This is a genomic window from Victivallaceae bacterium, assembly GCA_036659455.1.
Taxonomy (GTDB): Bacteria; Chlamydiota; Chlamydiia; order Chlamydiales; family Chlamydiaceae; genus JAVXCN01.
The window spans coordinates 147836-162904 of the sequence record JAVXCN010000001.1 but is presented as its reverse complement, the minus strand read 5'-3'; the positions used below and the strand labels follow the sequence as shown (position 1 = coordinate 162904).

Annotated in this window: 6 protein-coding genes; 3 read left to right on the top strand and 3 right to left on the bottom strand. The window is 36.7% G+C overall.

What is annotated here, in order from left to right:
• Nucleotides 1-2: 2 nt before the first annotated feature.
• A complete protein-coding gene (locus tag RSA43_00650; protein MEG2495798.1) occupies nt 3-638 on the top strand; it encodes an adenylate kinase in 636 nt (211 codons plus the stop codon).
• A 116-nt stretch (nt 639-754) separates the two neighbouring features.
• On the opposite strand, the gene RSA43_00645 is transcribed toward RSA43_00650, so the two are convergent.
• The 3 genes from RSA43_00645 to RSA43_00635 form a co-directional block, all read right to left on the bottom strand.
• Nucleotides 755-1252 carry a hypothetical protein gene (locus tag RSA43_00645; protein ID MEG2495797.1) on the bottom strand — a complete coding sequence of 166 codons (498 nt, stop codon included), beginning with the start codon at nt 1250-1252 and terminating at the stop codon, nt 755-757.
• Between the two features lie 181 nt (nt 1253-1433).
• Nucleotides 1434-2429: a hypothetical protein gene (locus RSA43_00640; GenBank protein ID MEG2495796.1), complete on the bottom strand. Its 996-nt coding sequence runs from the start codon at nt 2427-2429 to the stop codon at nt 1434-1436.
• Nucleotides 2430-2554: 125 nt separating this feature from the next.
• On the bottom strand, nt 2555-3397 hold the full coding sequence (locus tag RSA43_00635) for an RluA family pseudouridine synthase (GenBank protein ID MEG2495795.1): 843 nt from the start codon (nt 3395-3397) through the stop codon (nt 2555-2557).
• A 232-nt stretch (nt 3398-3629) separates the two neighbouring features.
• On the opposite strand from RSA43_00635, the gene RSA43_00630 reads away from it, so the two are divergent.
• Together RSA43_00630 and RSA43_00625 are read left to right on the top strand one after the other, a co-directional pair.
• The gene (locus RSA43_00630) at nt 3630-9347 is read left to right on the top strand and encodes a hypothetical protein (GenBank protein ID MEG2495794.1); all 5718 of its coding nucleotides are present in this window, start codon (nt 3630-3632) and stop codon (nt 9345-9347) included.
• Between the two features lie 41 nt (nt 9348-9388).
• Nucleotides 9389-15067: a hypothetical protein gene (locus RSA43_00625; protein MEG2495793.1), complete on the top strand. Its 5679-nt coding sequence runs from the start codon at nt 9389-9391 to the stop codon at nt 15065-15067.
• Nucleotides 15068-15069: the final 2 nt, after the last annotated feature.

The window sequence follows — 15069 nt, the reverse complement described above, 5'->3', positions numbered from 1 at the left end:
TTATGACCGTATTTATTTTTATAGGAGCTCCGGGTTCCGGAAAAGGCACTCAAGCTGAGAGACTATCCGAAAAGTTATCCATTCCGGAGATTAGCTCCGGCCATCTTTTACGAGCTCATATTTCTTCCGGCACCGATATAGGTAAGCAGGCGGAATTTTTAATCAGCCAAGGACAATTAGTACCGGATGATTTGGTTATTCAAATGGTATTTGAACGTATTCAAGAAGAGGATTGTCATAACGGCTATATTTTGGATGGTTTCCCCAGAACGATTGCTCAAGCTGAAGTTCTTTTTAATTATATTAAAAACACGGGATTTATCTGCCGAGTCATTTATTTAAATCTTCCTGAAAGCGAGATTGTTCATCGGATTTTATCAAGGATTTCGTGTTCGGAGTGTAAGTCCTCATTTTCCGTTAACGTCGGAAACATTGAAGAAGAAATAAAATTATGCCCTAAATGCGGTGCTCCCCTTATCATAAGACAAGATGACAATGAGATATCCGTTAAGCAGCGAATAACCGTTTATTTTCATAATACACTTCCCTTATTAGAATATTTTAAGAAATTTTGCGAAGTGGAAGAAATTAATGCTTTAGGAAGTCGAGAAGAAGTCTTTAACAGAATTCGATATTAGTTTAATCGTTAACATGCGTTAAAAATAGACATATAATATCTACTTAACATGATAAAGTAATTTAAAATTATTAACAATAATAAATTTATTTAAAATAAATAATCAAATTGTAAGATTTAAATTACGATTAAGTCTTGTTTAAAGGAAGGTATGCTGCTAACGGCTGCTAAAGGTAGCTCAAGCGTTTCGGAGAAAGCTAAATATAATATACTTCCAAAAGAGGACGAGCATCCTAGTGTTCTTAAAGAGTTGCTATAGGCACCATGTCGCATCCCTCGATAGAATAGAATACAGGTGACGATACAAGGTCCTAGAATGGGGATTAAATTTAAATATCCGATATGTTGAAAATTAGATATCGACAAGCCTCCTCGAAACATGGCATAGCATTCACCGGAGATACAAGACTTACAACAACGATCATAACGAAAAATATGAACTGAATATTTAATAAGAACAGCGATTATGGTTGTGCACAACGCAATAAAAGTGAAAACGGTTGTCAAGACTGAGTTTAACGGAAACAGAAGTATATCCCCAATGGCGCAAATTACAAACATTCTTTGGTTCATATCTTGGATGGAATAACAGACGCTGCTAAGACAACTAATCATTAATTAGTACCGGTTATATACACGACATAAAATAATTCACCATTATAATAGAAACTGATTTTATATACATCTAATAATAAAAATGATCTGCTTTTATCAATTTTAAATCTTTTTTGAAAATTTTTTATTGAAAGAGACTTTTTGTTTCAACACCATAAAAACAATCGCTTTAATAGAGTTCCTATGCGTGTTGTTGTCCCAACATTTTGTTATTCGCTTCCGTAATAAGAGAATTTATAAGCGTACAAGATTGACGAACTATTGAGTCTTTAGCTGAGGTTTTATATAAAGCGATCGATAAAAATAAAGTCAATGATAAGAGTAAAGCGCCGCCTCCGATGGATCCTAGTGCGATAAGAGCCGTTATCATTGTAGGCCCTCCAGCTACTCCTGATAGCACCAAACACCCTAGAATGACAAGTGCTAACATAGCAACTAAAGCAACTGTCGTAACAGTTCCGGCAGCCACCTTCATTCGGCTGATTGCGGTTATTTTTTTCTCAATAAGGATAGCGTCGCGGACAATAAACATATCGTTAGCCAATTGAACGGCATCACCGCCGTTAGATTCGGCAACCGATATTTGATGGACCAGCTCACTAAGAACTTTCGTACGTTTAACGGACTCTTTTAATTTAATTCCCTGGTGGCAAGTCCAAATTGCGGTAGATACGAATAAACATAACAGAATAACGGCAATCAAAATCAATACGATAATTACTTTCCATTTGTCGGACTCACGACTACCACTCGAAGGAGCGGTGGTCAGAGGTCTTATACAATATAAACATAACAAACAATTCCAAAAATCATTGCCGGAATAATTGCTATAAACTACATCCACCTTTTGATAAACGGGGACGCCGTTGACGTAGCTTGTTGTAAAAACCGTTTTCGGTAGTCTTGCTCTACTCTCATAATGACGTTCCAACACTTCTTCCCGGTCGCTTTGTGTCTTTATATAAAGTTTCGGGAATTGCTGTCCTAGTTTGAAATGATCATAAAGTCTCTTGCCGTCGCTTATTGATTCCTGTGTTTGTAAGCTGGGAATGGTAGTACAAAAATTAAAAACATTTTGAATGTCTTGAGACAGAGAAATATCGCTGACATCCGAAAGGGCATTAGCAGCCGTCATGCAAGCAGCGTAAACAAGTGAATCATTATAACTAGTAATCATAAAAAATATTTAAAATAATTTATTATAACTTAAATTATAACATTTATCTTAAATAAAAATAATTGATTTGTTAAATTGATTTGTTAAAAAGTTAAAATAACTTAATAGAAGTTCATTATTGTTGATTATAAATCAGGAAATCCCAATTTTTTGAAAGCAGCCGGAATCGAAGAATACAAATCCAGAATCTTATGAGTAAAAGGATGAGTGAACGACAGGCGCAAAGCATGTAAAGCAATTCTTTTCATAGGGCTACCGTATGCTCCATAAAGACGATCACCTATAATCGGGTGCCCCATGGCTTGGCAATGTACTCTAATTTGATGTTTTCTGCCTGTTTCAAGAGAGAATAGTAAGTAGGAAAAATTATCGGAGCGTTTGACCGTTTTATAGTGGGAAACGGCCAGTTTGCCGTCTTTCGGATACCGAGTCAATGACATCTTATATAAAGATTGCTCCTTAATATAACAGGAAAAAGTCCCCTCGTCTTTTTCAACGTTCCCTTCAGTAACGGCAATATATTCTCTGACTATGTCATGTTGCTCGAAAACGGTATCGAATTTTCTCTCCGAATCGATACCTTTAGCGAAAATCATTATTCCTGAGGTACCTTTGTCTATCCGGTGCACCGGATAAAGATGAGGCGTATTGAGATAACGTTTTAAAAATCCCAGAGCATGACTTTCTTTACCGGCTGCGGGGACACTTAGCATACCTGCAGGTTTATCTATAGCCACCAATCGGTTGTCTTCATAAAGAATACGCATACCCGCAAACTTTCTGTGCTGAGTTGCGGTTTGTGATAGAAGTTCGATTGAAGCATCCGAAGAACAATGATCTCCCGGTTTTTTAATCACTTCTCCGTTTACGAGAACCCTACCCAATTTAATCCAAGATCGAAGAGACGATATGGAAGAGTCAGGATAGTGCGTCTGTAGAAGCGCAAGCAAAGTCGGAGTCGTTTCCATAAAAAAAACCTAAAAAATAAGTAATTTAAATGAAAACTCATTTGATTTGAATATTTTTTTAAAAATCATTTTAAAAAAAACATTTTTTAAATAAATGATTATTAAAAATTAATTTTGATTTTATTTGAAAATGAATTCAAAAGTTTAATCTAAATTTTAAAGAAAAAACGATTGAATTTTATTTTAAATGACCGATTTCGGAAACGAAAATCGGTTAACCATAGGAATCCATATGATCAAAAACACAAAAAAAAACAAAAAAGGAGACACTACGACAGAGAAAAGATATCTTCGAGCCGAACTCCGACAACTCGAAAAAAACATAGAAACTTACATTTCTCTTAGAGGAACATTACCGGAATATCCCGTTTCAGGAAATCTAGTTTTCGACGGCACACATAAAATCACGGGGATATCGGAAGCAAAAGCAGATAATGAAATTGTTAATTTCAAACAAGTCAAAAACGCCATAGATGATGATCTGGAAGGGAAATTTATATTTAAGGAATCCGCCGAAACGGAAGGTCCCTTATCTCTAATATCAGGTAAAATATTCGGAGTCGGTGAAGGAATTGAAAATTTCGATGCCGTTACTTTATCACAACTGAATCACCTCAATACCGTTCTTATTGCTTCTTCCGGAAATTCCTCTTCGAACCCAATCTCTTCTTCATTAAATTTCAACGGAAATTACACGATAAAAAATATAGCGGCTGCCTTAGAATCCGATGATCCGATCAATTTGAAAGTGCTTAATGAATTGCTCGAGGGAAAAAAGGGCCTTTACTTATCTCTTTCCGATAAAAAGTTAAATACGAATATCGAGATGAATAATCATAAAATCATAGATTTGGCGGATCCTGAAAAAGACGAGGATGCTGTCAATCTTAGAACCGTACGTAGTTTATTTATCGATTATATTTCCTATTCCGGAAACAATAAAAACTCACCTATCGAAGGCAACAGAATTTTAAAACAAGGAAGACGCTTAACGGGATTAAAAGATCCGATAACGAACTCCGATGCCATCAATCGTCGATTTGTCAATGAATCTCTCCAAAAAAGAAAAGAGGAATTTCTTTTAAAAACAGGAGGAATTTTCCATAAAATTCTTGATATGAACAACCAAGGAATAGTTAATGTCGGAAAAGGAGTTACCGATGGAGATGGAGTTATCTTGCAGCAAATTATAGATGAACTGCCTTTTCTCGTTCCTTTAACCGGAACGAAAAAAAATTCCGTTTTGAATTCTTCCCTAGTCTTTAATCATTTTTCAACGATAAAAAATTTCAGGGACGCCAAAGATCAATCCGAGATTGTATCTCGTAAAGTTTTTAACAAAATGTGTTCGGATTACTTCAATGATTTTTGCATTAGAAGAGATCGATCCGTATCCGAAGGCGATTTCGATTTGAACGAGAAAATATGTTCGAATCTTCCTTCAAATTCTCAAGAACAGGAAGATATGATTTCCGTCGAACGATTGAACGTTCTCCTTGATGAGGAAAAAAAACTCTATGTAACCGTCAACGGTTTTTCTCTGAAAGGCAATATGAATCTTAATGATCATAAAATCATTAATCTTAGAGATCCCATTAACGAAAAAGGTTTGATTAACATACGAACACTAAAAAAACTTCTGCTTCAGGAATCAAAAAAACTACTAAACAAACAAGGAGGAGTCTTTGAAGGGGCTTTAGACCTAAATAATAATAAAATAGTTAATCTGGGAGAGCCTTCCGGTGATAACGATATCGTTAATTTAAAATTCGTTAAAGAACGACTGAATATGGAATTTCCGAAAAAAAAAATTTTTTCGGGTTCTTTGATTTTCGACAGTAATCATACCGTTACCGGATTTAGAAGTCCCCAAGAAGATAACGACATTACCCACTTGGAAACGTTCCATGAAATTTTTGCAAACGTTGTCATTCCGGGTAAATCTCCTCTTACAATAAATCTTGTCTTCGACGGTATTCATAAGATCAAAACCAATTTATCGCCTGTTTTCGATCAAGATGCCGTTAATTTAAAAAGTTTAAACCAAATCCTATCGGAAACTTTTATCGGAAAATTACCTATAAAAGGCGGAGCATTAAAATCCGATTTAGATGTCGATTTGCAAAACATACGCTTTATGAACAACCCGGCTTCGGAAACTGACGCGATTAATCTTAAATACTTTAATGAAGAGTTAACAAAGTATGTTTCCATAAAAGGAACTCTTAAAAATCCCGTAAAAGGAAAGTTTAGTTTTAAAGAAGGTTATTTTATTAAAAATTTGATGCAAGCTTCGGAAGAGTCGGATTTGGCGACAATGGAAAACCTGAAAAAATTATCCTTTTTCCTAATAAAAAACGAAAATTCCGAAAATCGAGTTGTTATAGGTTCGGATATCGTCATTAAAGGTTCAAATACAACAACAGGTCTACCTGAACCGAAACATGAAGGAGACGCCATCAATTTGAAGTTTTTAAACGATTATCTGACAAACACTTTTCAAAATACCCCTCTCGAACGCGTTAATATGTCGGATCATAGGATAATCAATCTGTCCGATCCGGTTAATAACTTTGACGGCGTTAATTTAAAAACCTTAAAACTTCTAGGAAACGAATATCTTTCGGTTTCCGGAACGACAGCGGAAAATCCTATTAGCGGTCGTTTAAAATTCGACAATATTCATACGGTATCATTTTCTTCATTAGGACAAAGAGCAAAAGATGCCGTTAATTTAAAAAGTCTTTCGGAAGCCCTAAAGGACAATATATTAAAAAAAAGTTCTTCCGAAATCATTTTAGAAGGAGATCTGGTATTCAATGAAACAACGACCATTACGAATTTAGGAAAGCATGCATCCGATTACGATCTTATCAATCTTGAGGAGACCGACAAAATCATATCCGATTATTCAGGTCTCTTTCTTCCTCTGACCGGAGGAAGCATTAACAACGAGCTGCACATGCAGGGAAAACGTGTTTACGGCATGGCTTTTAGAAACAATATTTCCTTGGCCGAAGATACGGAAGCACTGTCTTTGCAGACATTAAAAAATCATTGCGAAAAAACTTTTCTGAAGACTGCCGGAGTCACCGAAAATCTTATTTCCCAAGATTTATCGTTTAATCATACGAATACGGTATCGGGAATAAGGAATGCAACCGTCAATACCGAAGTCGTCAATTTGGAACAAACCGAGAAACTGTTCGAGGAACGATTATCCTTATCGGGAACGACGATGAACAAGCCTTTTACAAGCAATATAACGTTAAATGGGTCCGGGATATTGGATGGACTAAAAGATCCCATTAACGACGGAGATATTCTTACTTTAGGTTTTGTCGGAAAAGCTTTTGAAGATCTCAAAAAAACGGAAGCCTGCATTCCGTTATCCGGAGGAATAATCGATTATTCGTTAAACATGAATGGGTTTTCTTTCTTAAATCTTCCGAAACCGACGGAATTTAATGAAGCATTGAGATTAAGCAGTATGAATGAAAGGTGTTCGGATCTGTTACTTTTAAATAAGATTGCTTCGAAACCTATTTCTTCGCATTTGACGTTCGATGACAGGGCCGGAATTAAAAATATAGGAGATCCGGTACTTCCCGGAGATGGCGTAAACTTAAGAAGTCTAAAAAGGATTCTTTCTTCCTTAACAAAACATTGGATCTTAAAGGAAGCTCCCAAATTTCTATCATCCATTACAATTTCGAAGGGGAAATCAAAAAATCTGATAGCAGTCGATTTAACGAACGATTCATCGGCAATCAACTACGGAGATCTCAAAACATTCGGAGAGCAATATCTGTCATTGAAAGGCAATGACGAATCTCATCCTTTTCAAGGAAATATGACTTTTGACAATAAATATACGATAACGTCTTTAGGAGATGCCGTTGAAGACAACGAGATAATCAATCTCAAAACAACCAGAATGATGATTATCCAAGAAAGTTCATCAACGGTTTCCCGATTAAATCCCGTCGTTTTGGGCAATTTAAGTTTAAGCGGTCATAGAATGAGAAATATAAGTAATCCGAACACTGAAGATCACGTCATCAATCTTTTATCCTTTATCGAACTGACGGATAATTATAAATCCGAGAATTTAATGGTTTCGAACAATGATAACGTTATCACGGGACAGATTGATTTCCGGGGACATAAGCTATCCGATATCACAACCTCATCCGAGAATCATATATTGAATTTACGAAGCTTATCCGAATTGATTAATGAAAAAAAAGCATCCAAAATTCTTGCAAACATCGACAATATCATTCAATGCACTATGGATTTACAGAGACATCCTATTCGAAATATCGAAGATCCGGCTTTACCTAACGACATCGTCAATAAAAGAACTTTGATTAAAAAAATCACGGATTCTAAGAACGAATTATTCAATCCTCAAGAAGATGTTCTTGAATCTACACTGGACTTGGGTATGAACCGAATAATGGGTCTCGGAAATGCCGTTGATGACGGAGATGCCGTAAATTTAAACATTTTAAGAGAAACCGTTTATTCAAAAGTCGGTTTTTCCAATTGGGCCGTTCATGTCTTCAAAGGAGATATATCTTTGGACGATAATTCGAGACTGATCGGTTTTTCGGATGCCGTCGATGATGGAGATGCCGTAAAATCAGGTCAAGCTCTCAAATACATAGAAAAAGAGTGCACAAAATATCTATCGAAAAACTCTCCCGTTATAAAAGCCGATGTAGACATGGGACAAACAATTATTTCCAATTTATCGAATCCCGTTAAAATCGATGACGGTTTGAACTTAGACGCCGTAAATACCTATCTCAAAGACTATGTTAAAAACGACGGAATGATGATTGAATTATCGACCGACCTTACATTCAATATTGAAGGTCGATTAAAACAAATTCGTAATCCCGAAAATGACGGAGATGCAGTTAACTTAAAATTCGCTCGTTTATATTTAAATGAATCGTCAAAAAAAGGAATATCAAGAATCGGAGATTCCATAAATTTTCTGAATGCTTCCGGGCATCGGATCTTCAATCTCGGAAAACCGGAAGAAGATTCGGAACTTTTGAATTTAGCTATGCTGAACGAAGAGAAGGAACTTCTGAACGATTTTTATATTTCGGAAAACGTTACGTCTTTCGATCATGACGTCGATATGGGAGGATATGCCATAATTGACTTAGCGGATCCTCAACAAGACGACGATGCCCTAAATATGGGGACTTTAAATAAAGAAACCGAAAAATATATCCGTAATACGACTACAACTACAACAATAAAAAAAGGAAATTTATCATTCGATAACGGATATAGATTACGTTCTTCTCTTGTCAAATCGGATTATTCGGTCCTTTCATTAAAAAATCTCAAATCATTACTTGAGAATTACGTCAAAATGTCCAAAGTTTCTCGAAACGAGAACATAGGAGAGATTCTTGCCGGTGATATTCGAATGAATAATCGGCGAATAACAAACGTCTCTTCTTCCGGAATAGTCGATTCTTTAGTTCCCTTTTCGGAATCGATAGAAGCCCTAACGCAAATACCGGTATTATTCGGCGAAGACGAAAATACTTCCGTTTGGGAATCGGGAAACCATATCGTATGGTCGAAAAAAGCTCAAAACTCCCCTGCCGATAGATTTTTTACGATTTCGGAAGACGGAACATCCCTACAACCGTTATTCCCGGGAATTTATCTCATTAACGTATCGGCTCGCATTACGACGGGAGATACCGTTACGGAATTAATAAGCTTCGAACAACAAAATTTATCCGTATTGTCTTCATTTTCTTGCCGTGACAATCACGTAGTGACTTTGCAAGCAGTCATTTCAATAAGTCCGAACTCTTCAAAAGTCTTCAAACTGAAAAATGCTCACGCAAATTCCTGTTCTTATACATCTTTGAAGTGGAGCATCGTTAGGATGTGCGAAGTTAAACGTTAAGGTCATACAGGATTAAAATTTAATAATAAAATTAAGGTGTTATGAAAGAAAAAACAAACATTCGAAAAAAAACGAATCCGTTATCCGGGACCGGTTTCGAAGACGTGCCTCTTTATCTCTCATTCGGAGGAACTCCGGAAGGTATTAACGTCACGGGAAATATAGTCTTTAACGGTTTGTCTACGATCACTGATATAGGTTCTCCGGTAAATGACGAAGATGCGATTTCATTGAAGGAATTCAACAAAAAACTTAATGAACGAAAAAGTTTTTATTTAAAAAATAATGAAACAACGATGATTCCCGGACTATCCATGAACAGTCACCCGTTGTTTTCTTATAAAACAGCCGACACACATTCCGAGCCGATTATTTTATCTCAATTAAACGAGACAATAGACGGTTACCTATCTTTAAACGCGGGAGAGATTGAAACCGTTTTCGGTAATCTCATTTTCGACGGTAAGGCCACGATTAAAAATACTTCTCCTCCTTTGGAAAACGGAGATCTCGTTACGGTAAAAGATTTAAAAAATAAATTAACGGAAATATCTGCGCATTTCATTTCAAAAAATGCACCTCTCATGCGAGAGCATTTAAGTCTCGAAAACCACTCCGTTCTTTCCCTCGAAGATCCTTCCGAAGATTATGACGGAGTCAATCGCCGATACTTTGAAAAAATGTCGGCAAACTATCCGAAACAGTCTGATAATACAAAAATGTTTATCGGTGATCTATATTTAGATAAACACTCCGTCATTAAGAACATTCCGGACAGTCAAGTGCCTTCCGACGCTCTTAGTATGAGAGAAACTTCGGAGCTCATTCGAAACTCGGACGACAAAGACCTTATGATACACAAAAAAGGAGGAATCATTACCGGAAAAATAGACATGGGGAATAATTCAATCATTAATCTTAAAGATCCTATAAACGATAATGATTTACTCACGGTAAATACTCTCAAAAAGATTCTGATTCCTTATATTTCTACGGAAGGTAACGGAGTTTTCAATCCCGTAACCGGAGATCTTATTTTCAACAATAAGAAAATCAAGAATATCAAACCTTCTTCTTTAGAATCCGAAGCAATAAATTACGGAGAAGTCAAAGAAACGATAAAGGTGAAACAACAAGATTACTTATCTAACGAAAATACGGTTTTGGAAAACTCTCTTAATATGAAAACACATCGTATTTCTCGATTGGGAGAACCTCAAGAAAAAACGGATGCAATCACTCTCGGTTTTTTAAACAAGACAATTAAAACCTATCTTACTCGATTTCTAGGACATAAAAATAATCTTCCGATGGAAGGAAATATTCAAGGTTCTTCATTTTCCGTTATAAACCTAGCTGATGCCGTTGAAAATACGGAAGGAGTTAATTTAGAGACTTCCGAAAGATTGGCATCCGTTCATAAAGAGGGTTTCATACCTTTAACCGGGGGAACCGTCAATGGAGACATCATACTGAACGATAAAAAAATAACAAGGATTCCGAATCCCCAAAACGACGATGACGCTATTAACGTGGCTTACTTAAAACAATCTTTTAAAGATTGTATCCCTATCAAAGAAGCCGTGAAAACCGAATTTTTCAATGAAGATTTCATTTTTGAAGGTAATCTCGGATTAAGCGGACTTTCCGATCCGACTGCTCCCAAAGACGCATTAACCCTAAATACTCTCAACAGTTTTACCAAAGACATGATCCCTATCCGGGGGAATTCCCCGACTCGTTTCTTAAACGATTTAATGTTTTCCGAAGGATACGGAATCAAAGGAATCGGAGATGCCGTTGAAAATACGGAGATCGTATCTTTAAAAACATTGAACGATCGCATTAATGATTTTGCTTCCTCCTTCGTTAAAAATAGCGAAGACACAAATATTTCGGATTTGGTTATGAACGGACATCGTATCGTTAACTTAAAGTCATCCGTAGAGGATTATGATCTTGTTATATTATCGGATGTTTTAAGGCATACACAGTCCTTAATACCGTTAAAAGGAGAAAACACTTTAGCTGAAGGAGACATCGTTTTCGAAAACGGACGGATTTTCATGATTTCCGAACCTACGGATGAAAAACAACCGTTCAACAAAAAATTCATGTCGAAATTTTTAAAAACCGGGATCGATTTATCGGGCAAACAATCCGAACGGATCAAAATCGATTTAAACTTCGATTCTTCTCATACCGTTAAAACATCGACAAATCCGATGAGAGCTTCGGATGCGGTTAATCTGGCTTCGACCGTCGATATTATAGATAAGTTCATCAAAACTTCTCCTAATATCATTAGTTCCGAATTGACGAAAAATCTTTCCGTTTTAGAAATTGCCGATTTAAAAGAGCCCGTTAACCCTAATGATGCCGTAAGATACCTTGACGTCAAAAAAACTTCGGAATCGTTGGTCCCGATATTAGCCGATTCGATGACCGAGTTAAAAGGGGATCTGATATTTGACGAGCAAAGCACCCTCGAAGGATTACCGGATCCGAAGACGGAAGAAGATGTCGTGAATTTAAAAACCTGTAAAGAAATATTGGAACAATATATTTCCGTTTCTTTTGATAAATCACCTCTCGTTACCGATATTACTTTAAACGGAAATATGTCATGTAAAATCCGAGGACTTTCGAACCCCGTTTTTCCTTCGGATGCCATGAATCTCAGAACGTTACGATTAAAACTATCTAAAATAACCCCTCTTTATGCAGCTAAAAATCGTTCCAATGCGATGAGAGGTGATTTAAATCTCGAAGGAAAAAAAATAACCGGTATTCCAATCTGCAAAGAAAATTCGGATGCCGTCAATTTAGAATTTATGGAAAATTATTTTTCTTCATTCGTCCCCTACTCTTCCGACAAGGAATTTTTCTGTGATCTCAACTTCAAAAATCTGTATACCTTAACGGATCTTAAGGAAGCTTCGGAAAAATCGGATGTTCTGTCTTTAAGAGATCTGGAAAAGATCACATCTCGATACGTATCTTACGTAAAAAACGAACAATCGATAAAGATGGAAGGAAATATTGTCTGCACCCCTAAAGCAATAATAAACGGTTTATCTTTTGCCGAATCGATATCAGCCCCCGTTCCCCTCAACCAATTGAAAGCTATCTTTTCTACCAATACTTTCATTCAAACATCCGGAGGAAAAACGGAAGGCGATCTGAATTTCGGTGATCACGGCATTGAAGGGCTTGGAAGATCGACTCTTCCTAATTCTTCGGTAACTCTTTCGGAGTTAAATCGAAAATTAAACGATTATCTATCCTATTCCGGAACAGCAACCGGCAAACCTTTAACGGTTAATCTCATTTTCAACGAATTTTCAAAAATACGCAATATACCTCAAGCCGTTGAAGACACCGATCTCTGCAATCTTAAAAATCTATATATTGAAACGGAAGCTATAAAAACCCGTTATATAGTCGAAAAAGATATCGTTTGCGAAGGCGATCTAAATATGAACGGAAAAAAAATCCAAGGAATATCGGATCCTTTAGATAATACGGACGGAGTCAATCTAAAGACTTTAAATACCTTCATAAACGATTTTGCAGCAAAACAATCACCGCTCCCCGTCACTCTTTCCGGTCCTCTGTATCTCGGCTCTTCGTCAAGAATATTTATAAACAAATCTCCCATTAACGAAAACGACGCCGTAAACACCGAACATGCCGAATCTTTGATTAACCTAAAAAAAGCCGAAATTATTCTTAAAAACATTCCTTCTTCACCGGAAAAGGCATTGCATATAAAAGGAATTGTGACCGATGTCGGAGATCCCGTTGAAAACTACGATGCCGTCAACCTATCTTCCGGTGAACGCATCGTCAAAGAAAAAACCGATAATCTGATCGATAACAACGGAGGAATCGTAAGCGGTAATCTTATTGTTCAAGGAGAATTATCCGGAATTGCCGATCCTGAACACGACTACGACGCCGTTAATTTAAGAACGTTACAAAAAGCAATCGAAGCATTGAAAATACTTCTTTTAAAAAATTTCGGAGGAATTTTAAACGGAAATTTGCAAGCAAACAGCTTCATCAATATGGGAGAAGGAGTTGAAGACACCGATGCCATAGATTTTCCTTCGGCATTCGAAAAAACGAAAGAAATTTACGGTAATTTACTTTCTCTAGTAGCACCGGAAATAAATACGGACCTACGTATTGCGAATCATAAAATCACTCGTTTGGCACCTTCGGAAGACCACTTCGATGCCGTAAACTTCGGAGAAATGCTATACGCCCTGGAAACAAGACTACCGCTTGAAAACAGGACTAAAGAACACACGATAGAATCCGTTTGGAATTTAAACAATCACACCATCAAAGGTCACGGTGATCCGGTAACTCCGTTGGAAGGAATGAACTTAAAAATTCTGAAAAGCAGTTTGGATACGGCTACCGAGTCTCTATTGTCTTCTGCGGGAACAGTTATCGGAAATATCGATGCTCAAGGATATATTTTCAAAAATATGTCGGAAGCGGTAGAAAATAAAGACTCCGTATCACTGAAAAAATTGAGAAAAATATTATCGGAATACATAGATATTCGTAGCGGTATCGACGTTTTATTATCATCGGATATTTCCGCTCACAATCACTCTATATCATTGCAATCGGAAGCTCAAGAAGAAGACGATACTTTAACTCTAAAAGATCTGAAACTTCAAATCGAACATTTAAATGCAATGATCGTTCCGAAAAACGGTTCTCTACCCATGCAAGGAAATCTTACGATAGGAAATCTTTCGAATTTACGAGAGCCTACCGAAGGTTCGGAACCGGTAACTCTTACTTATTTAAACAAAATTACCGAAGAAATAAAAACGGGATTCATAACCGAAGACAAGGAAGACAATTATTCTTTTAAAAATTCATGGCAAGCTAACGGTAATGAAATCACCAATGTCGGTTTTAACGCATCAAATTCTGCCGGAGTCAATCTGACAACCTTAAATAATATAATCCAAGACTATTTATCCGAATCCGGGGGCTTATTCTCAGGTTCTTTAGAAATACAGGGTAAAGTAACGGATCTTCCTGCTCCTGAAAACGATGATGATGCGGCTAATCTGGAATGTTTGAAAAAAGAAACGGAAAAAACGCTTGCTACACTGATTGTGGCCGATTCCCCTTTAATTTTAGATACCGATTTGACTCCTTCCGCAAAATGTCGATTTAAAGATGTGGGATATCCGGAACGATACGGAGATGCAACAACGGTAGAATTTTGGAAAAAAATTACCGATAAACCTTTCCTATTAAAAAACTCCGAAACCTCGGATACGACTTTCCGAGTACAAAAACAATCCTATTTACCGTGGAAAAGTTCGACAAGCAATTCCATGTATTCGATAGGGGGAACGTTTCAAGAACGATTATTCCTAAAAACAAGTGGATTCTATATGTTTACATCCTCAATAACCGTTGCCGACATCAAGTTCGGTATGAGTCTTGATACTTGCCTTTCTTTGGAACTTATTCTGAAAAACTCCTCAGTAAATAAAATCCTACAAACGGTTTATCTATCTCCGGATTCTTCCGTTTGCATGAGTTCTTCTTTCAAGATAGATATTCAAGATCCCGAAGACCCTTATTTTCTAAAGATAAAAATCCCTCTATACGACTGCGATGTTTATGACAACGGTTGGTCTCTGGTGAGACTTTCGGAGGCTTATGTTTCCGATAAGTAAAT

What these genes read in the sequence shown, in the direction of transcription:
- RSA43_00650 (MEG2495798.1), top strand. Translation starts at nt 3, where the DNA reads ATGACCGTATTTATTTTTATAGGAGCTCCGGGTTCCGGAAAAGGCACT.
- RSA43_00645 (MEG2495797.1), bottom strand. Translation starts at nt 1,252, where the DNA reads ATGATTAGTTGTCTTAGCAGCGTCTGTTATTCCATCCAAGATATGAAC.
- RSA43_00640 (MEG2495796.1), bottom strand. Translation starts at nt 2,429, where the DNA reads ATGATTACTAGTTATAATGATTCACTTGTTTACGCTGCTTGCATGACG.
- RSA43_00635 (MEG2495795.1), bottom strand. Translation starts at nt 3,397, where the DNA reads ATGGAAACGACTCCGACTTTGCTTGCGCTTCTACAGACGCACTATCCT.
- RSA43_00630 (MEG2495794.1), top strand. Translation starts at nt 3,630, where the DNA reads ATGATCAAAAACACAAAAAAAAACAAAAAAGGAGACACTACGACAGAG.
- RSA43_00625 (MEG2495793.1), top strand. Translation starts at nt 9,389, where the DNA reads ATGAAAGAAAAAACAAACATTCGAAAAAAAACGAATCCGTTATCCGGG.